Annotated in this window: 13 protein-coding genes; 8 read left to right on the top strand and 5 right to left on the bottom strand. The window is 73.9% G+C overall.

The annotated features are described in order from the left end of the window. Nucleotides 1-110 precede the first annotated feature (110 nt). From UO65_RS38615 to UO65_RS15605, 7 genes are all read left to right on the top strand, one after another. Nucleotides 111-239 carry a hypothetical protein gene (locus UO65_RS38615; protein WP_255683120.1) on the top strand — a complete coding sequence of 43 codons (129 nt, stop codon included), beginning with the start codon at nt 111-113 and terminating at the stop codon, nt 237-239. After that, entirely contained in the window at nt 236-721 is a 486-nt protein-coding gene (locus UO65_RS37410; protein ID WP_200873382.1) for a hypothetical protein, read from the top strand. Before UO65_RS38615 ends, UO65_RS37410 begins: the two co-directional genes overlap by 4 nt. Nucleotides 722-812: 91 nt before the next feature. Next, nucleotides 813-2102, top strand: a complete 1290-nt coding sequence (locus UO65_RS15625) for an ABC transporter ATP-binding protein (protein ID WP_084175645.1) — start codon at nt 813-815, stop codon at nt 2100-2102. Next, nucleotides 2102-3013 (top strand): ABC transporter permease subunit, encoded by a 912-nt coding sequence (locus UO65_RS15620; protein WP_035283201.1) that lies wholly within the window; start codon nt 2102-2104, stop codon nt 3011-3013. The genes UO65_RS15625 and UO65_RS15620 overlap by 1 nt, the downstream gene beginning before the upstream one ends. Nucleotides 3014-3127: 114 nt before the next feature. Next, nucleotides 3128-6925, top strand: a complete 3798-nt coding sequence (locus tag UO65_RS15615; protein WP_411431362.1) for an ABC transporter ATP-binding protein — start codon at nt 3128-3130, stop codon at nt 6923-6925. Nucleotides 6926-7304: 379 nt separating this feature from the next. Next, nucleotides 7305-11054 carry a multifunctional oxoglutarate decarboxylase/oxoglutarate dehydrogenase thiamine pyrophosphate-binding subunit/dihydrolipoyllysine-residue succinyltransferase subunit gene (locus UO65_RS15610; RefSeq protein WP_035283200.1) on the top strand — a complete coding sequence of 1250 codons (3750 nt, stop codon included), beginning with the start codon at nt 7305-7307 and terminating at the stop codon, nt 11052-11054. A gap of 73 nt (nt 11055-11127) precedes the next feature. Beyond that, a complete protein-coding gene (locus UO65_RS15605; RefSeq protein ID WP_035283198.1) occupies nt 11128-11307 on the top strand; it encodes a DUF6104 family protein in 180 nt (59 codons plus the stop codon). A 9-nt stretch (nt 11308-11316) separates the two neighbouring features. Here the strand turns inward: UO65_RS15605 and hutI are convergent, their stop codons facing one another. The 5 genes from hutI to hutH all read right to left on the bottom strand — a co-directional run bounded on the left by hutI (nt 11317) and on the right by hutH (nt 18487). Next, nucleotides 11317-12468 carry an imidazolonepropionase gene (gene hutI, locus UO65_RS15600; protein WP_035283256.1) on the bottom strand — a complete coding sequence of 384 codons (1152 nt, stop codon included), beginning with the start codon at nt 12466-12468 and terminating at the stop codon, nt 11317-11319. Continuing rightward, a complete protein-coding gene (locus tag UO65_RS34640; RefSeq protein ID WP_035283197.1) occupies nt 12465-13970 on the bottom strand; it encodes a formimidoylglutamate deiminase in 1506 nt (501 codons plus the stop codon). Before UO65_RS34640 ends, hutI begins: the two co-directional genes overlap by 4 nt. Beyond that, nucleotides 13967-15148 carry an allantoate amidohydrolase gene (locus UO65_RS15590; RefSeq protein ID WP_035283196.1) on the bottom strand — a complete coding sequence of 394 codons (1182 nt, stop codon included), beginning with the start codon at nt 15146-15148 and terminating at the stop codon, nt 13967-13969. The genes UO65_RS34640 and UO65_RS15590 overlap by 4 nt, the downstream gene beginning before the upstream one ends. 142 nt (nt 15149-15290) lie before the next feature. Further along, nucleotides 15291-16952, bottom strand: coding sequence for a urocanate hydratase (hutU, locus tag UO65_RS15585; RefSeq protein ID WP_035283194.1), 1662 nt, complete (start codon nt 16950-16952; stop codon nt 15291-15293). Further along, nucleotides 16949-18487: a histidine ammonia-lyase gene (hutH, locus tag UO65_RS15580; protein WP_035283193.1), complete on the bottom strand. Its 1539-nt coding sequence runs from the start codon at nt 18485-18487 to the stop codon at nt 16949-16951. Before hutH ends, hutU begins: the two co-directional genes overlap by 4 nt. An 83-nt stretch (nt 18488-18570) precedes the next feature. On the opposite strand from hutH, the gene UO65_RS15575 reads away from it, so the two are divergent. Next, nucleotides 18571-19350: an IclR family transcriptional regulator gene (locus UO65_RS15575; RefSeq protein WP_035283192.1), complete on the top strand. Its 780-nt coding sequence runs from the start codon at nt 18571-18573 to the stop codon at nt 19348-19350. Nucleotides 19351-19497 lie beyond the last annotated feature (147 nt).

The following is a 19497-nucleotide window of genomic DNA, read 5'->3' as shown; positions in this document are numbered from 1 at the left end:
GGGTCGGGGACCTGTGGGGTCGGGGGTGTGGTGCCGATGTCGGGTGGGTGATGGAGCCTCGGTGGTGTGTCGGTTGTCATGATCCATTCGGCCGGGATCGGGCGCTGACGGTGCTGGTGGAGGACGACCTGGTGCTGTTGGTGCCGCCGCCGGGCGCGTCGGCGGTCTTGTCGGCGCAGCAGACCCGGTCGTTGGGTGTGGTGTTGGCGGAGGTCGCCGAGCGGGTGGGTGCGCCGTGACCGGCTTCGGCGACCCGTCCCCGGGCGGGTCGCCGCCGATCGGCTCCGACCCGCCCGGTCCGGCTTCGGCGGGCGGCGGCCTCGACGGCGACTCCGACGGCGCGCTGCGGTCGGCGGTGCTGCGCAGGCTGGCGCTGCTGGACGAGGCCGCGGACACCGCGGACGCCTCGACCTTGCTGCCGTTGGCGCGCAGCGAGATCACCCGGCTCGCGCAGGGGTGGCGGTTGCTGCTGACGGTGCACCAGCCGGACGAGGGCGGTCGCTGCCCGGCGTGCCCGGCGGTGGCCTGGCGCGGCGGCCGGGGGCGCAGCTGGCCGTGCCCGGTGTGGCGGATGGCCCACGACCACCTGATCGGCGAGGGCATGGTGCTGCGCCGGGGCAGGCGCCGCCGGGCGGAGCTGCCGGTGGACGGCGTGGTGCGCGGCGCGGGCGGCGAGGTGGTGGCCCGGCTGTACCCGGCTCCCCGCACGCACCCGGGCTGATCCGGCACGGGTTTCCCCATGTGCCCGGCGGGCGGGCACCCGCATGGGGCAAGATGGCCGCCACGACATGCCAGGCGAGCTGGAGGGGTCCGTGCAGGACGGCAGTGGCCGCATCGTGGTGCAGAACCTGAGCAAGAACTTCGGGCCGATACCAGCGGTGCAGAACCTCAGTTTCCAGGTGGAACCCGGGTCGGTGACCGGGTTCCTCGGTCCCAACGGCGCGGGCAAGACCACCACCCTGCGGATGATCCTCGGGTTGGTGACACCGACCTCGGGGACCGCGACGATCAACGGCGAGCCGTTCGCGCGGCTGGGCAACCCGGGTCGGATCGTGGGCGCGGTGCTGGAGGCCCAGGGCTTCCACCCGGGGCGCACCGCCCTCAACCACCTCCGGGTCTACACCGCCGCCATGGGCATCGCGGATTCCCGCGCCACGGAGGTGCTGCAGCTCGTGGGCCTGGGCGCCGCCGCGAACCGCGCGGCCGGGGCGTTCTCCCTCGGCATGAAGCAGCGCCTGGCGCTGGCGACCGCGCTGCTGGGCGACCCGCAGGTGCTGGTGCTCGACGAGCCCGCGAACGGGTTGGACCCGGAGGGCATCGCCTGGTTGCGGCAGTTCCTCAAGGCGTACGCGGCGGCCGGGCGCACCGTGCTGATCTCCAGCCACCTGCTGGCGGAGGTGGAGCAGACGATCGACCAGGTGGTGATCGTCAGCCGCGGCCAGACCATGTTCTACGGGCGCCTCGACGACCTGCGCGCCTCCCAGCAGGCCCGGGTGCTGGTGACCCCGGCGGACCCGGGTGCGCTGGCGAACGCGTTGCAGGCGGCGGGGATGACGAACCTGTCGCCGCTGCCCGACGGCCGGATCGCGGTGGTGGGCGCGAGCGTGCAGCAGGTGGGCGACGCGGCGGCGAAGGCCGGGGTGGCGCTCTACGGCGTGCAGGAGGAGCGGGTCGACCTGGAGCAGTTGTTCTTCCGGTTGACCAATGGCCAGTACTCGGCTCCCGGCTTCGCCCCGCCGGGCGGGTCCTACCAGCAGCCGGGCGGGTTCGCCCAGCCCGTCTACCAGCAGCAGCCGCCGCAGTACCAGCAGCAGCCCCAGTTCCAGCAGCCGTACCAGCAGGCGCCGTACCAGCAGCCGCAGGCGCCCTCGCCCTACCAGGCCCCGTCGCCGTACCAGCCGCCGCAGCAGGTCCAGCCGGTCGTGGTGCCACCCGCGCCGACCGCGCCGGGCGCCCCCGGGGAACCGGCACCGGCACCGCCCGCGTCCGACTTCGGCGGTGACGCCGACGTGACCCAGACGGTGTCGGACCCGACCGCCGGTCCGTCGGGCGCGACGGCCGACCCGAAGCAGGACCCGAACGGCCAGGGGGGCGGCAACTGATGGTCAAGCTGATCAACGCGGAGTTCCGCAAGATCTTCACCACCAAGCTGTGGTGGGCGCTGCTGATCCCGGCGCTGGTGCTGTCGCTGCTGTGGGCGTGGGCGGCGTCCGCGCTGACCTCCGGGATCGCCGACGAGGTCAACCGGTCGACGCTGTTCCAGCAGGCCGACATCAGCTTCGAGGAGGTGTCCTGGTCGGTGATCGCGCTGGCCCGGGGCATGAACATCTCCTCGATCTTCCCGATGGTGTTCGGCGCGCTGGGGATGGCGAGCGAGCTGAGCCGCCGCACGATCACCACCACGTTCCTGACCGCGCCGTCGCGGGTGTCGGTGCTGGGCGCGAAGGCGGTCACCTACCTGGTGTGGGGTGTGGTCTTCGGTGTGGTGATCAGCGTCGGGGTGAGCCTGGGGACGCTGTTCGGCTCGGACTCCAACTACCTGCCCAACGCCGCGGACTGGATGCTGACGCTGGTCGCGGGCGTGCTGATGTGCGTGCTGTGGACGCTGGTCGGCCTCGGGTTCGGCGCCCTGGTGGGCAGCCCGGTCGGCGCGCTGGTGTCGCTGCTGGTCTACGCGCTGATCATCGGGCCGGTGCTGGAGGTGTTCCTGGCCAACTCGGGCGCGGCGGGGTTGGAGGCCCTCGCGGGCCTGATGCCCAACGGCTCGGCCAACGGCCTGACGAGTTCGACGGCGGCGGCGCTGCTGTTCGACCAGATCCAGACGCTGGTGCTGGACCAGGGCGGGGTGCCCGCCTCCGCGGACGTCAAGGAGAACTTCGACGAGGTGATGCGGCTGGCCGCGGGGGCGCCGGGCGCGTACTCGCTGTGGGTCAGCGGCCTGGTCTTCCTGGGGTGGACCGCGATCTTCTTCGGGACCGGGATGCTGCGGAACAAGAGCCGCGACATCACCTGATCCACCGCCGGTGCCCGAGTTGTCCACAGGGCGGTTCGGCACCGTTCCACCAGTTGTCCACAGGCGCGGGCAGCTCCCCACCACGGGGGGCTGTCCGCGCCTACTGTTGTTGGCGTGCCCGAGAACAACGCCCCCGGTTGGATTCGCAAGCTCTGGACCGCCTGTTGGCGGCACCGCAGGCTGGTGCTGCTGTCGATGGTCGCGTCCGTCGTCGGCGTCGGCTTCCAGGCCGCCGGTCCGCTGCTGGTGAAGTTCGTCGTCGACGACGCGGTGGCGGGTGAGACGGCGCGGCTGGCCTGGCTGGTGGCGGCGATGGTGGGGATGGAGGTGCTGTCCTTCGGCAGCGCGTTCCTGCGCCGGTACCTGGGCGGCAGGCTGGCCCTGGACGTGCAGCACGACCTGCGCCAGGCGGTGTTCGGCGCGGTGCAGCGGCTCGACGGCGGCAAGCAGGACGCGCTGCGGACCGGGCAGGTGGTGTCCCGGTCGATCACCGACCTGCAACTGGTGCAGGGGCTGTTGATGATGGTGCCGCTGTCGGTGGGCACGGTGGTGTTCGCGCTGGCGGCGCTGGGGGCGATGCTCTACCTGTCGCCGCTGCTCACGGTGGTGGCGCTGGTGGTGACGCCGGTGGTGGCCCACGTCGCGGCGCGCAGCCGCAAGACGCTGTTCCCGGCCACGTGGTCGGCGCAGCAGCGGGCGGCCGACCTGGCCCAGCACGTGGAGGAGAGCGTCACCGGGGTCCGGGTGGTCAAGGGCTTCGGGCAGGAGGCGCGGGAGGTCGCCCGGCTGGAGAAGGCGGCCAGGGTGCTGTTCGGCGAGCGGATGCGGTCGGCGCGGCTGACCTCGCGGCCCGCGGCGACCCTGGTGGCGATGCCGTCGGCCGGGCAGGTGGCGGTGCTGGCCCTCGGCGGGTACCTGGCGTTGAACGGGCAGGTCACGCTGGGCACGTTCCTGGCGTTCGCCAGCTACGTGGCGAACCTGGTCGGCCCGACCCGGTTGCTGGCCGGGCTGCTGGTCAACGCGCAGTTGGCCAGGGCCGGGGTGGAGCGGGTGTACGAGCTGATCGACTCGCAGCCGGACGTGGTGGACAAGCCGGACGCGGTCGACGTGCCGGACGGGCCGGTCGGAGTGGAGCTGGACGGGATCTCCTTCGGCTACACCCGCAGCGAACCGGTGCTCGACGGGGTGTCGCTGCGGGTGTCCCCGGGGGAGACGCTGGCGCTGGTGGGCACGGCCGGGTCGGGCAAGTCGACGGTGTCGCTGCTGCTGCCCCGGTTCTACGACGTGCAGGCGGGTGCCATCCGGGTCGGCGGGGTGGACGTGCGCGACCTGCGGCTGTCGTCGCTGCGGCACGCGGTCGGGGTGGTGTTCGAGGAGGCGTTCCTGTTCTCCGACAGCATCCGGGCCAACATCGCCTACGGCAGGCCGGACGCGACCGGCGCCGAGGTCGAGGCCGCGGCGCGGGCGGCGCAGGCGCACGACTTCGTCACCGCCCTGCCCGAGGGCTACGACACGGTCGTCGGCGAGCGCGGGCTGACCCTCTCCGGCGGGCAGCGGCAGCGGGTCGCGCTGGCGCGGGCGCTGCTGTCGGACCCCAGGGTGCTGGTGCTCGACGACGCCACCTCGGCGGTGGACACGGCCACCGAGTCCGCCATCCACGACACGCTGCGGGAGGTCACCGAGCAGCGCACGACGCTGCTGATCGCGCACCGGCGTTCCACGCTGTCGCTGGCCGACCGGATCGCGGTGCTGGACGCGGGCCGGGTGGTCGACGTGGGCACGCACGCGGAGCTGACCGCCCGCTGCGAGCTGTACCGGGCGCTGCTGGCCGGGCCGGACGACGCGATCGAGGACCCGACCCGGCGCGACCGGCGCGAGCTGGTGGCCGGGCCGGACGGGACCACCCCGTCGCTGTGGCCGGAACCGGTGGCCGACGCGGTGGGCGCGGGCAGCGCCCGCGCGGCCGCCGACGTCGGCGGGCGGATGGGCGGCATGGGCCCCGGCGGGGCCGCGCTGGGCGGAATGCCGCCGACGGAGGAGCTGCTGGCCCAGGTCGAGGCGCTGCCACCGGCCACGGAGCAGCCGGACCTGGGGGGCGAGGACCCGACCGCGCCGGACCCGGGGTTCCGGCTGCGGCGGTTGCTGCGGCCCGCGCGGGCGGCGTTGCTGGTGGTGCTGGGCCTGGTCGTCCTGGACTCGGTGACGACGATCGCCCTGCCCGCGCTGATCCGCACCGGGGTCGACTCCGGGGTGCTCACCGGGACGGCGGGCGCGCTGTGGGTGGCGACCGCGGTGGCGGCGGTGCTGGTGGTGGTGATGTGGCTGAACACGGCCGCGACCACCGTGCTCACCGCCCGGGTCGGCGAGCGGCTGCTGTACCTGCTGCGGGTGCGCAGCTTCGCCCACCTGCAACGGCTGGGGCTGGACTACTACGAGCGCGAGATGGCCGGGCGGATCATGACCCGGATGACCACCGACGTGGACGCGCTGTCGACGTTCCTGCAGACCGGGCTCACCTCGGCCGCGGCGGGCCTGCTGACGGTGGTGGCGGTGACGGGGGCGCTGCTGGTGACCGACCTGGAACTGGCCTGGGTGGCGCTGGCGGTGCTGCCGGTGGTGATCGCGGCGACGGTGGTGTTCCAGCGGCTGTCGTCGCGGGCGTACGCGGAGGCCCGCGAGCGGGTCAGCGCGGTCAACGCCGACATGCAGGAGAACGTGTCCGGGCTGCGGGTGGCGCAGGCGTTCACCCGCGAGGGCCGGTCCGCGGAGGTGTTCGCCGAGCGCAGCGACGCCTACCGGCGGAGCAGGCTGCGGGCGCAGCGCTACATCGCCACCTACTTCCCGTTCGTCACCATGCTGTCCGGGCTGGCACAGGCGGCGGTGCTGGTGGTGGGCGCGCACGCGGTGGCCGACGGGTCGCTGACCCCGGGGGTGCTGCTGGCGTTCCTGCTGTACCTGGGGCTGTTCTTCGCGCCGGTGCAGCAGCTCTCCGGGGTGTTCGACGGCTACCAGCAGGCCAGGGTCGGGTTGCGGCGGATCTCCGAGCTGCTGCGCACGCCGACGTCGGTGGCCCCGCCCGCCGACCCGGTGCCGGTGCCGGAGCGGCTGGACGGCGCGGTCGAGCTGCGCGGGGTGAGCTTCCGCTACCCGGGCACCGACACGCCCGCGGTCTCCGACATCGATCTGGTGGTCCGGCCCGGTGAGACGGTGGCGCTGGTGGGTGCGACCGGCGCGGGGAAGTCGACCGTGGTGAAGCTGATCGCCCGGTTCTACGACCCGACCGGGGGCAGCGTGCTGGTCGACGGGGTCGACCTGCGCGAGTACGACCTGTCCGGCTACCACCAGCGGCTGGGTGTGGTGCCGCAGGAGGCGCACCTGTTCACCGGCGACGTCGCGCGCAACGTCGGCTACGGCGACCCCGGGGCGCCGCCCGCGCGGGTGGAGTCGGCGGTGCGCGCGGTCGGGGCCCTGGACATGGTCGCCACGCTGCCCGCCGGGTTCCGCCAACCGGTGGGCGAGCGCGGGCAGGGCCTGTCCGCCGGGCAGCGGCAGCTGGTGGCGCTGGCCAGGGCGGAGCTGGTGCGACCGGACATCCTGCTGCTCGACGAGGCCACCGCCGCGCTCGACCCGGCCACCGAGGGGCAGGTGCTGGCGGCCAGCGAGCGGCTGGCGCGGCGGCGGACGACGTTCGTGGTGGCGCACCGGCTGGCGACTGCGGCCAGGGCAGACACCATCGTCGTGCTCGACGGCGGGCGGGTCGTGGAGCAGGGCGGGCACGCGGAGTTGCTGGCGCGGGGCGGGTACTACGCGCGGCTGTGGGAGCTGGGGACGGCCGAACCCGCGCACGGCCTGTCCGGGCAGCGCCGACCGGACGCCGAACAGATGGTGCCGCTCGTCGACGAACGGGGGTGAGCGGGGGAATGAAACGGACGAAACGGAAACTTAATCCGGGCGCCCAACCGGGCTCGACACGCCTGAACAGGGTATTGACATTGGACCGAACAGCCCACGACGACCGGTTCGGTGCGGCCCCTCCGGGAAGCGGTTCCACCCCGGGTGGCGGCCGGTCAGCCGCGTCGCAACACCGCGTCTGTCCGGGAACAACCGTCCGGCGCTCACGATCGGCCGCTCGTCGGCCGGATGGCGCACGGGATCGGTCTCTCGAACGATCCAGTGCATGAGGTGCCTCACGGCCCCCCGGTTGGCTGCCATCTCGTCAACGGGGAGGACTAGCCTGGCGAAGAGTTGTGCTCATTACCAGATCGAGAATGGATAGAGGCGAGAGCCAGCCGTGTCCAGCAGCAGTCCCGCGTCACAGTTCGGTGCCAACGAGTGGCTCGTCGAGGAGATGTACGAACAGTTCCTCGCCGACCCCCAGTCGGTAGACTCCGCGTGGCACGATTTCTTCGCGGACTACAAGCCCACCCCGCGCGCCGGTGCCGCGCAGGCCGAGGCGGGGAGTGACACGGCGAGCGCGAACAGCGCGTCCGCCACGGCCACCGCCACCCGGCCCGCCCCCACCAAGGCCGCCACGAACGGCAGCGCGCCCAAGGCCGCCGCCCCGGCCGAGCCCCCGGCCGCGAAGCCCCCGGCGGCGGTGACCCCCACCACGACCCCGGCGACCAAGCCCGCGGCGCCCGCGAAGTCGGCCACCCCGCCGCCCGCGAAGCCCCCGGCCAAGCCCGCCGGGCCCGGCGCCGAGGAGCGCAAGCCGCTGCGCGGCCCGGCCGCGGCCATCGCCAAGAACATGAACGCCTCGCTGTCGCTGCCGACCGCGACCAGCGTGCGCGCGGTTCCGGCGAAGCTGCTGGCGGACAACCGCATCGTGATCAACAACCACCTCAAGCGCAGCCGGGGCGGGAAGGTCTCCTTCACCCACCTCATCGGCTACGCCATGCTGCGCGCGCTCGCGGCGTACCCGAACATGAACCGGCACTACGCCGAGGCCGACGGCAAGGCCTTCGCGGTCACGCCGGAGCACGTGAACTTCGGCCTCGCCATCGACCTCGCGGGCAAGGACGGCGCCCGCAACCTGGTCGTCGCCTCCATCAAGGGCTGCGAGGCGATGACCTTCAGCCAGTTCTGGCAGGCCTACGAGGACGTCATCCGCAAGGCCCGCAACGGCGCGCTGACCGCCGACGACTTCGCGGGCACCACGATCTCGCTGACCAACCCCGGCGGCATCGGCACCAACCACTCGGTGCCGCGGCTGTCGGTCGGGCAGGGCACGATCCTGGGCGTCGGGGCGATGGAGTACCCCGCGCCGTTCCAGGGCGCCAGCGAGAAGACGCTGGTCGAGATGGGCATCAGCAAGATCATCACGCTGACGTCCACCTACGACCACCGGATCATCCAGGGCGCGGAGTCCGGCGAGTTCCTGCGCGAGATCCACCGCCTGCTGCTGGGCGAGGACGGGTTCTACGACGACATCTTCACCTCGCTGCGGATTCCCTACGAGCCGATCCGCTGGACCGAGGACCTCGCCACCGAGGGCGTCGACAAGACCGCCAGGGTCATCGCGCTGATCGACGCGTACCGCACCCGCGGCCACCTGATGGCCGACACCGACCCGCTGAACTACCGCCAGCGCAAGCACGACGACCTCGACGTGCTCTCGCACGGGCTGACCCTCTGGGACCTCGACCGCGAGTTCCCCGTCGGCGGCTTCGCGGGCAAGGAGCGGATGAAGCTGCGCGACGTCCTCGGCGTCCTGCGCGACTCCTACTGCCGCACCGTCGGCGTGGAGTACACCTACATCCTCGACCCCGCCGAGCGGCGCTGGATTCAGGACCGGGTGGAGGTCGCGCACGAGAAGCCCCCGACGGCCGTGCAGAAGTACGTGCTGTCGAAGCTGAACGCGGCCGAGGCGTTCGAGACGTTCCTGCAGACCAAGTACGTGGGGCAGAAGCGGTTCTCGCTCGAGGGCGGCGAGTCGGTCATCCCGCTGCTGGACACCGTGCTGGACAAGGCCGCCGAGTACGAGCTCGACGAGGTCGTCATCGGGATGCCGCACCGCGGCCGCCTGAACGTGCTGGCCAACATCGTCGGCAAGCCCATCTCGCAGATCTTCCAGGAGTTCGAGGGCAACCTCGACCCCGGTCAGGCGCACGGCTCCGGCGACGTCAAGTACCACCTGGGCGCCGAGGGCAAGTACTTCCGGATGTTCGGCGACGGCGAGACCAGGGTGTCGCTGACGGCGAACCCGTCGCACCTGGAGACCGTCGACCCGGTGCTCGAGGGCATCGTCCGGGCCAAGCAGGACCTGCTCGACAAGGGTGGCGAGGGCTTCACCGTCCTGCCCGTCGCCCTGCACGGCGACGCGGCGTTCGCCGGCCAGGGCGTGGTGGCCGAGACGCTGAACCTGTCGCTGCTGCGCGGCTACCGAACCGGCGGCACCGTGCACGTGATCATCAACAACCAGGTCGGCTTCACCACCGCGCCGGAGCACTCGCGCTCCTCGCAGTACGCGACCGACGTGGCGAAGATGATCCAGGCGCCGGTGTTCCACGTGAACGGCGACGACCCGGAGGCCTGCTACTGGGTGGCCCGGCTGGCCATGGACTACCGGCAGACGTTCAACAAGGACGTCGTCGTCGACCTGGTCTGCTACCGCCGCCGCGGGCACAACGAGGGCGACGACCCCTCGATGACCCAGCCCGGCATGTACGACATCATCGACACCAAGCGCTCGGTCCGGAAGGGCTACACCGAGGCGCTGATCGGCCGCGGCGACATCTCCGTCGAGGAGGCCGAGAAGGCGCTGCGCGACTTCTCCTCGCAGCTCGAGCACGTGTTCAACGAGGTGCGGGAGCTGGAGAAGCACCCGATCTCGCCGAGCCCGTCGGTGGAGTCCGAGCAGCAGGTCCCGGCGAAGCTGGCCACCGGCGTGGCCAGGGGGGTCCTGGAGCACATCGCCGACGCGCACGTGGCGGTGCCGGAGGGCTTCAACCCGCACCCCAGGGTCAAGCCGGTGCTGGAGCGCCGGGTGAAGATGGCCCGCGAGGGCGGCATCGACTGGGCGTTCGGCGAGCTGCTGGCGTTCGGGTCGCTGAACCTGGAGGGCCGGATGGTGCGGCTGGCGGGCCAGGACTCCCGGCGCGGCACGTTCACCCAGCGGCACGCCGCGGTGATCGACCGCAAGACCGGCAAGGAGTACCTGCCGCTGCAGAACCTGTCCGAGGACCAGGGCCGGTTCATGGTCTACGACTCGGCGCTGTCGGAGTACGCCGCGCTCGGCTTCGAGTACGGCTACTCGGTGGCCAACCCGGACGCGCTGGTGCTGTGGGAGGCGCAGTTCGGCGACTTCGTCAACGGCGCCCAGTCGGTCATCGACGAGTACATCTCCTCGTCGGAGGCCAAGTGGGGCCAGCTCTCCGACGTGGTGGTGCTGCTGCCGCACGGGCACGAGGGCCAGGGCCCCGACCACACCTCGGGCCGCATCGAGCGCTGGTTGCAGCTGTGCGCCGAGGGTTCGATGACCGTGGCCGTGCCGTCGACCCCGGCGAACTACTTCCACCTGCTGCGCCGCCACGCCCTCGACGGCGTGCAGCGGCCGATGGTGGTGTTCACCCCGAAGTCGATGCTCCGGAACAAGGCCGCCACCAGCCCGGTGGAGGACTTCCTGGAGGGCACCCGGTTCGAGTCGATCATCGACGACGCGGGGGTCGAGGACCCGGGCGCGATCACGAAGATCCTGTTCGTGTCCGGCAAGCTCTACTACGAGCTGGTGGCCGAGCGGGAGAAGCGCGGCGCCACCGACACCGCGATCGTCCGGGTGGAGCAGCTCTACCCGGTGCCGGAGAAGAAGTTCGGCGCGGTGTTCGAGCGCTACTCGGGCGCCCAGGACATCCGCTGGGTCCAGGAGGAGCCCGCGAACCAGGGTTCGTGGCCGTTCTACGGCCTGATCCTGCCGGAGCTGTTCCCGGACCGCATCACCCGCATCACCCGCGTCTCGCGGCGGCCGATGTCGGCCCCGTCGGCCGGGTCGAGCAAGGTGCACGAGCTGGAGCAGCGCGCCCTGATCGCCAAGGCGTTCGACTGAGTTGACCGCTGTTGTCGGGACCGCCGGGGAACGCACCACCCCCGGCGGTCCCGCCGTTTCGAGGAGTTTCGCTGTGTACTTCACCGATCGCGGTATCGAGGAGCTGGAGAACCGGCGCGGCGAGGACGAGGTCACCCTCGCCTGGCTGGCCGACCGGATGCGCGCCTTCGTCGACACCAACCCCGAGTTCGAGACCGCCGTCGAACGCCTCGCCACCTTCCTGGCCCGCGACGACGACGAGTTCGACGACTGACCGCCCGGCTCAGGGTGGGATGACCCGGGTCCCCCGTCGCCACACCGAGTGCGTCAGGGGGACGCCGGGGCGGTAGGCGAGGTGGGTGGCGCTGGGGGCGTCGAGGACGTGGATGTCGGCTCGCGCCCCCGCTGCCAGGTGTCCCACGTCCTGCCGGTTCAGGCTCCTGGCCGGGGTCCTGGTGGCGGCGGTGATCGCTTCGTCGACGGTCATGCGCATCTGCAGGACCGCGGTGGCCACGCAGAAGGCCATGGACGAGGTGTAGGAGCTGCCCGGGTTGCAGTTGGTGGCCAGGGCGACGGCGGCGCCCGCGTCGAGGAGGGCGCGGGCGTCGGGCAGGGGTTGGCGGGTGGACAGGTCGCAGGCCGGGAGCAGGGTGGCCACCGTCGTCGAGCCCGCCAGGGCGTCGACGTCCGCCGGGGCGAGGTGGGTGCAGTGGTCGACGCTGGCCGCGCCGAGTTCCACCGCCAGCCGCACGCCGGGGCCGCGGCCCAGTTGGTTGCCGTGGACCCGCAGTCCCAGGCCACGGGCCGCCGCGGCGGTGAGGACGGCGCGGGACCGCGACTCGTCGAAGGCACCGGTCTCGCAGAAGACGTCGGCCCAGCGCACGTGCGGGGCCACGGCGGCGAGCATGTCGCCCGCGGCCAGGGCCGCGTAGGCGCCCGCGTCGGCGCCGGGTGGGACGAGGTGGGCGCCGAGGTAGGTGACCTCGTCGACCTGCTCGGCGGCGAGGCGGGCCAGGCGGACCTCGTCGTCGACGGTCAGGCCGTAGCCGGTCTTGGTCTCCAGGCAGGTGGTGCCCTGCGCCAGGGCCTCGGCGACGTGGCGGCGGAGGTTGGCGCGGAGTTCGTCGTCGGTGGCGGCCCGGGTGGCGGCGACGGTGGTGGCAATCCCGCCCGCGGTGTAGGGCTCCCCGGCCATGCGGGCGGCGAACTCGGCCGTGCGGTCCCCCGCGAAGAGCAGGTGGGTGTGGCTGTCGACCCACCCGGGGAGCACGGCCCGCCCCCCGACGTCGACGCGGCTGTCGGCGGCGGGAGCGCGGGCGGCGGACCCGACCCAGGCGACGCGGTCGCCGTCGACGACCAAGGCGGCGCCGCGCAGGGTGGCGAGGTCGTCGTCCTGGGTGCGCAGTTCGGCGATGCCGGTGATGAGGGTGCTCACGGCCACAGCTCCGCGATCGCTTCGGCGAGGAGGGCCCCGACGTCGCCGAGGACGTGCCGCCCGCCGCGCACGACCTCCCGACCACCCACGATGACCGTGTCCACATCGGACGCGGAGGCGGCCAGGACCACCTGCTCGGGCAGGCTCCCTGCGGTCCGGACCGTGTCCAGGCGGAGGGCGACCAGGTCGGCGGGCGCACCAGCTTCGATGCGGCCACCCGCGTGCCCGAGGCTGTCGTATCCAGCGCTGGTCAGCGCGGTGACCAGCTCGTGCGGGCTGAGGCGCCCGCGCTGCCCGGTGCGGTGGCGCTCCCCGTGCTCCAGCGCCCGGGCCTCGGCGAGCGGGTCGACGACGGCGTGCTGGTCGCTGCCCAGGCAGAGGCGGGCGCCCGCGTCGAGGAGTTCGCGGGCGGGCCCGTGGCCGTCGGCGAGGTCGCCCTCGGTGGTGGGGCAGAAGCAGACGTGGGAGCCCGCGAGGAGGCGGGTGTCGTCCGGGGTGAGGTGGGTGGCGTGGACGGCGGTGGTGCGCGGACCGAGGGCACCGGCCTCGGCGAGGAGCCGGGTGGGGGTGCACCCGTGGGCGGCGAGGCAGGCCGCGTTCTCGGCGGGCTGCTCGGACAGGTGCACGTGCAGCGGCCCGTCGAACGCGGCCACCTCGGGGAGCTGGTCGCGCGGCACGGCGCGCACGGAGTGGATCGCCGCACCGACCACCACCATCGGACCCGGCCGGGCGGCGGCGCGGGCAGCCACCCCCGGAGTTGTCCACAGGCCACCCGCCACGGGTTCCGAAGTGTCGGCTGTGGACGGTAACGTTGAATTCGGGGGTCCCCCGGGGCTGATGATCTTGGTGGGGTCGGGTGCGGCGGCCTGCGGCGGCGGGGGTGCGCCCGCGCCGCGCGTGGGAGTGGGTGCCGGGGGGAAGCCGGCGTCGGTGGGGGGCGGGCGGAGGGCGGCGACCCGGTCGGCCCAGGCGGCGGCGGTGCCGTCGGAGAAGCGCCGCTGGGTCCGGGACAGGGGCTCGTCGATGCCGCCCGCGAGGTAGCAGGTGTCGAGGAGGGTGATGCGGATGCCCGCGTCGGCGGCGGCCTGGAGGAGGGCGTTGCCCATGGCGTTGGGGTCGGCGTAGCGGGTGCCGCCGGGGGCGTGGTGCAGGTAGTGGAACTCGCCGACGGCGGTGATACCCGCCAGGGCCATCTCGGCGTAGGCGGCGCGGGCGAGGCGGAGGTGGGAGTCGGGGTCCAGGCGGTCGGCGAGGGCGTACATGCGGTCGCGCCAGGTCCAGAAGGTGCCGCCGTCGCCGTGGGTGCGGCCGCGCAGGGCCCGGTGGAAGGCGTGGGAGTGGGTGTTGGCGAAGCCGGGGAAGACCATGCCGGGGAGCGGGCGGGCGTCGCCCCGGGGTTGCCCGGTGGTGACCCGGGTGATGGTGGCACCGTCGGTGTCGATGCGGACGCCGGTGGCCGGGCCGGTGGGGAGCCAGGCGTGCGCGGCCCAGTGGGCGGTCATCGGGCGAGGTGGGCGAGCACGTCGGCGAGGGCTTCGGTGCCCGCGGCGCAGTCGGCGGGCTCGGCGAACTCCTCGGGCGCGTGGCTGACGCCGGTGGGGTTGCGCACGAACAGCATCGCGGTGCGGGTGTGCGCGGCGAGGACACCGGCGTCGTGGCCCGCGCCGGTGGGCAGGGCGGGGACGCCGCCGAGGGTGGCGGCCAGGTCGTCGCGGAGGGCGGGGTCGAAGTGCACGGTGTCGCCGTAGGACTCCTCGGTGACCTCGACGGTGCACCCCTCGTCCCGCGCGGCCCGGGTGGCCGCCTCGGTGACGGTGTGCACGACCGCGCGGGTGCGGGCGGTGTCGTGGGCGCGGGCGTCGAGCCACAGGTCCACCGCCGCGGCGATGACGTTGGTGCCACCGGGTACCGGCAGCAGCCGCCCCACGGTGGCGCGCGCCCCGCCGGTGGCGGCGGTCCGGGCGGCGAGCACGGTCGCGGCGGCGGCGAGCATCGGGTCGCGCCGGTCGGCCATCGGGGTGGCGCCCGCGTGGTTGCCCTCGCCCCGGAACCGGAACCGCCACCGCCCGTGCGCCAGGATCGACGACGCCACCCCGACCGGCGCCCCCAGGTCGACCAGCCCGCGCCCCTGCTCCACGTGCAGTTCGACGAAGGTGCCGATCCGCCGCAGCGCCTCCTCGTCGCGCCCCAGCCCGCCCGGGTCGACCCCGCAGGCGCGCACGGCCTCGGCGAGCGCGTTCCCGTCGGGGTCCTTGAGCGCCAACGCCTCCTCCGGCGCGATGCTCCCGGTCAGCAACCGCGACCCCAGGCAGGCACTGCCGAACCGCCCACCCTCCTCCTCCACGAACACCACGACGGCCAGCGGCTTGGCGGGCGCGAACCCCCTGCCCCGCAGCAGGTCCACGGCGTTCAGCGCGGCGACCACCCCGAGCGGCCCGTCGAACGCACCGCCCCCGGGCACCGAGTCGAGGTGGCTGCCGGTCACGACGGCCCCCTCCCCCGGCTCACCCCACCACGCCCAGACGTTGCCGTTGCGGTCGGTCTCGACCCCGAGCCCCCGCCGCCGCGCCTCGGCGGTGAACCACGCCCGCAACTCCAGGTCGACCCCCGTGAACCCGTGCCGCGCGAACCCCCCGCGCCGGTCCACCCCCACCCCGGCCAGGTCGTCGAGCGAAGTCACCGAGCACCCCCAACCCGCCAGGCTACCGCGTTCCCCTTGCCCCGCACCGAATCCATCCACAGCCCCGGGGGACCCCCCGGATTCAACACCACCGCAGGGGTGCGACGGGAACGGGGGCGCGGGTTGGAGTTGTCCACAGTGGTCACGGGCGGGCCATCGGGACGGGGATGCCGTGGTCGGTGGCGACCCCGGTGGCGCGGTCGTAGCCCGCGTCGACGTGGCGGATGACGCCCATGGCGGGGTCGTTGGTGAGGACGCGTTCGAGCTTGGCGGCGGCGAGGGGGGTGCCGTCGGCGACGGTGACCTGGCCTGCGTGGATCGAGCGGCCGATGCCGACGCCGCCGCCGTGGTGCAGGGAGACCCAGGTGGCGCCGGAGGCGGTGTTGACCAGGGCGTTGAGCAGGGGCCAGTCGGCGATGGCGTCGGAGCCGTCGGCCATGGACTCGGTTTCGCGGTGGGGGCTGGCGACCGAGCCGCAGTCGAGGTGGTCGCGGCCGATGGCGACGGGGGCGGCCAGTTCGCCGCCTGCCACCATCTCGTTGAAGCGCAGGCCCGCCAGGTGGCGTTCGCCGTGGCCGAGCCAGCAGATGCGGGCGGGCAGGCCCTGGAAGGCGACGCGCTCGCCCGCCAGGCGAATCCAGCGGGCCAGGGACTCGTTGTCCGGGAACAGGTCCAGCATGGCCCGGTCGGTGGCGGCGATGTCGGCCGGGTCGCCGGAGAGCGCTGCCCAGCGGAACGGGCCGCGGCCCTCGCAGAACAGGGGGCGGATGTAGGCGGGGACGAAGCCGGGGAAGTCGAACGCGCGGTCGCAGCCGCCGAGCCGGGCCTCGGCGCGCAGGGAATTGCCGTAGTCGAAGACCTCGGCGCCCGCGTCCTGGAAGCCGACCATGGCCCCGACGTGCTCGGCCATGGACTCGCGGGCGCGGTCGGTGAACTCGTCCGGCTTGTCGGCGGCGTAGGCGGCCCAGTCGGCGAGGTCGACGCCGCGGGGCAGGTAGGCCAGCGGGTCGTGCGCGGAGGTCTGGTCGGTGACGACGTCGACCTCGACGCCGCGGCGCAGCAGTTCGGGCAGGACCTCGGCGGCGTTGCCGATGACCCCGACCGACAGCGGCCTGCCCGCGGCCTTGGCGGCCAGGGCGCGGGTGACGGCGTCGTCGAGGTCGTCGGCGAGTTCGTCGAGGTAGCGGGTCCGCACGCGGCGGCGGGCGCGGTCGGGGTCGACCTCGACGCACAGGGCGACGCCGTCGTTCATGGTGACCGCGAGCGGTTGCGCGCCGCCCATGCCGCCCAGGCCCGCGGTGAGGGTGAGGGTGCCGCGCAGGGTGCCGCCGAAGCGCTTGGCGGCGACGGCGGCGAAGGTCTCGTAGGTGCCCTGGAGGATGCCCTGGGTTCCGATGTAGATCCACGACCCGGCGGTCATCTGCCCGTACATGGTCAGGCCCCGGGCTTCCAGCCTGCGGAACTCCGGCCAGGTGGCCCAGTCGCCGACGAGGTTGGAGTTGGCGATGAGCACCCGCGGCGCCCACTCGTGGGTGCGCATCACCCCGACCGGTTTGCCCGACTGCACGAGCAGCGTCTCGTCCTCGTCGAGGCTGGTCAGTTCCCGGGTGATGGCCTCGAAGCTGGCCCAGTCGCGGGCGGCCTTGCCGGTGCCGCCGTAGACGACGAGGTCGTCGGGGCGCTCGGCGACCTCGGGGTCGAGGTTGTTGTGGAACATCCGCAGCGCGGCCTCGGTCTGCCAGCTCTTCGCGGTCAGCGCGGTGCCGCGGGCGGCGCGGACGGGGCGGGGTCCGGGGGTGGTCACGGGTTCCTCCTGGTGGCGGTGTGCGCGGCGGCGAGCACGGCGCCGGAGCGGACGAGCGCCTCGGCGGTGGCGATCTCGGGGGCGAGGTGCCGGTCGGGGCCGGGGCCGGGGACGTGGGCGCGCAGGGCGGCGACGGCGGCGGCCGTGGCCGGTCCCGGGGTCAGCGGCGCGCGCAGGTCGAGGGCGCGGGCGGCGGTGAGGAGTTCGACGGCGAGGACGGTGGTCAGCCCGTCGACGGCCCGGCGGAGCTTGCGGGCGGCGGACCAGCCCATCGAGACGTGGTCCTCCTGCATGGCCGAGCTGGGGATGGAGTCGACCGAGGCGGGGACGGCGAGCCGCTTGAGCTCGGCGACCACCGCGGCCTGGGTGTACTGGGCGATCATGTGCCCGGAGTCGACGCCGGGGTCGGCGGCGAGGAACGGCGGCAGGCCGTGCGAGCGGGCCGGGTCGAGCATCCGGTCGGTGCGCCGCTCGGCCATGCTCGCCACGTCGGCGACCGGGATGGCGAGGAAGTCGAGCACGTAGGCCAGGGGAGCGCCGTGGAAGTTGCCGTTCGACTCGACCCGGCCGTCGGCCAGCACCACCGGGTTGTCGATGGCGGCGGCCAGTTCCCGGTCGGCCACGGTTTCCGCGTGCGCCACCGTGTCCCGGGCGGCGCCGTGCACCTGCGGGGCGCAGCGCAGCGAGTACGCGTCCTGCACCCGGGTGCAGTCCGGCCCCCGGTGGCTGGCCACGATCGGTGACCCGGCGAGGAACGCGGCGATCCGCGCCGCCGACTCCGCCTGGCCGGGGTGCGGGCGCAGGGCTTGCAGGTCGGCGGCGAAGACGCGGTCGGTGCCCAGCAGCGCCTCGACGCTCATCGCGGCGGTGAGGTCGGCGGTGTCGAGCAGCAGCCGCAGGTCGGCGGCGGCCAGGGCCAGCATGCCGAGCATCCCGTCGGTGCCGTTGATCAGCGCGAGCCCCTCCTTCTCGGCCAGCACCACCGGTTCGAGCCCGGCCTCGGCCAGCGCGTCGGCGGCGGGCCGCAGCTCCCCCGCCGGGTCGCGCACCATCCCCTCACCCATCAGCGCCAGCGCGACCGCCGACAGCGGGGCGAGGTCACCGGAGCAGCCGAGCGAGCCGAACTCGTGCACCACCGGCACGATCCCCCGGTCGAGCAGGGCCGCGAGGGCGTTCACGGTGGACGGGTGGACGCCGGTGCGGCCGGTGGTGAGGGTGCGCAGCCGCAGCAGCATCAGCGCGCGCACCACCTCGGGTTCGACCTCGGGCCCGGCGCCCGCGGCGTGCGAGCGGATCAGCGAGCGCTGGAGGGCGGCGCGCCGGTCGAGCGGGATGTGCCGGGTGGCGAGCGCCCCGAACCCGGTGGACACCCCGTAGGTCGGCGTGGTGGCCTCGGCCAGCAGCTCGACGTGGGCCCGGGTGGCGGTGACCCCGGCCAGCGCGGGCGCGGCCACCTCGACCCCGGCGAGGCCGCGGGCGACCGCGACCACCTCGTCGCGGCTGAGCGGACCACCGTCGAGGACGACTCTCTCCATGCCCCCATTCCAGCCCCCGGCCCGGCCCGGGACGAGTGGGGATCGGGTGACACCGTCTGGTATCCCAGACGTACGCTGCGCCGATGGGAGCGAGCAGTGACGTCCCCGGGCTGCGCCGGGGGCTGGCGGTGTTGCGGTTGCTGGCCACGAAGGCCGCTCCGGTGACCGCCGCCGCGGTGGCCCGCGAGCTGGGGTTGCCCCGGTCGAGCACCTACCACCTGCTGGGCGAGCTGTGCGCGGCCGGTTTCGCCACCCACCTGCCGGAGGAGCGGCGGTACGGGCTGGGCGTGGCCGCGTTCGAGGTCGGCTCGGCGTACCTGCGGCACGACCCGCTGGAGCGGCTGGGCCGCCCCGTGCTGACCCGGCTCATCGCCCGCACCGGGCACGCCGCCCACCTGGGCGTGCTGCACGGCGGCGAGACCCTGTACCTGCTGCGCGAGCACCCCGGCGACGCGCACACCGTCACCGACGTCGGGGTGCGGTTGCCCGGGCACCTGCCCGCGTCGGGCCGGGCGGTGCTGGCGCACCTGCCCGCCGCGCAGGTGCGGGTGCTGTTCCCCGGGCGGCGCGCGTTCGTGGACCGCACCGGGCGGGGGCCGCGGCACCTGCCGGGGCTGCGGGCGCTGCTGGCGGCCGAGCGCAGGCGCGGGTGGGCGGTGGAGGACGGGTACGTGGTGGAGGGGTACGCCTCGGTGGCGGTCGCGGTGTTCGACCACGGCGGGCGGGCGGTGGCCGCGATCAGCACGACGTTCCGGCACGGTTGTTTGAGCGAGTGCGGGGCCACTTGGCCGGAGTTGGCGGAGCTGACCCGGGTGGCGGCGGACGAGTTGACCGCGCGCATCGGCGGCCACCGGGCGGGCTGACTTCACCTGGGGCGTCCTCGAAGTCCAGGGGTTCGGTGGGTGCCCGGGTGGATGTGCTCGGCGGTGGCCTTGGTTCAAAGCGCCGGTCTTTGTCGGGTGTGCCCGGCTGGGTGGATGTGTTTGGCCGGGGCCCCTATGGCGATCATG

Origin of the sequence: Actinokineospora spheciospongiae (genome assembly GCF_000564855.1) — a bacterium.
Lineage (GTDB): Bacteria > Actinomycetota > Actinomycetes > Mycobacteriales > Pseudonocardiaceae > Actinokineospora > Actinokineospora spheciospongiae.
Note: the sequence above shows the minus strand (reverse complement) of the source record. Positions and strands in the feature narration are given on the sequence as shown.

Coding starts and splice junctions, on each gene's coding strand:
- hutH (WP_035283193.1), bottom strand. CDS start 18,487: ATGGAGAGAGTCGTCCTCGACGGTGGTCCGCTCAGCCGCGACGAGGTG.
- UO65_RS15620 (WP_035283201.1), top strand. CDS start 2,102: ATGGTCAAGCTGATCAACGCGGAGTTCCGCAAGATCTTCACCACCAAG.
- UO65_RS15575 (WP_035283192.1), top strand. CDS start 18,571: ATGGGAGCGAGCAGTGACGTCCCCGGGCTGCGCCGGGGGCTGGCGGTG.
- UO65_RS34640 (WP_035283197.1), bottom strand. CDS start 13,970: ATGACCGCCCACTGGGCCGCGCACGCCTGGCTCCCCACCGGCCCGGCC.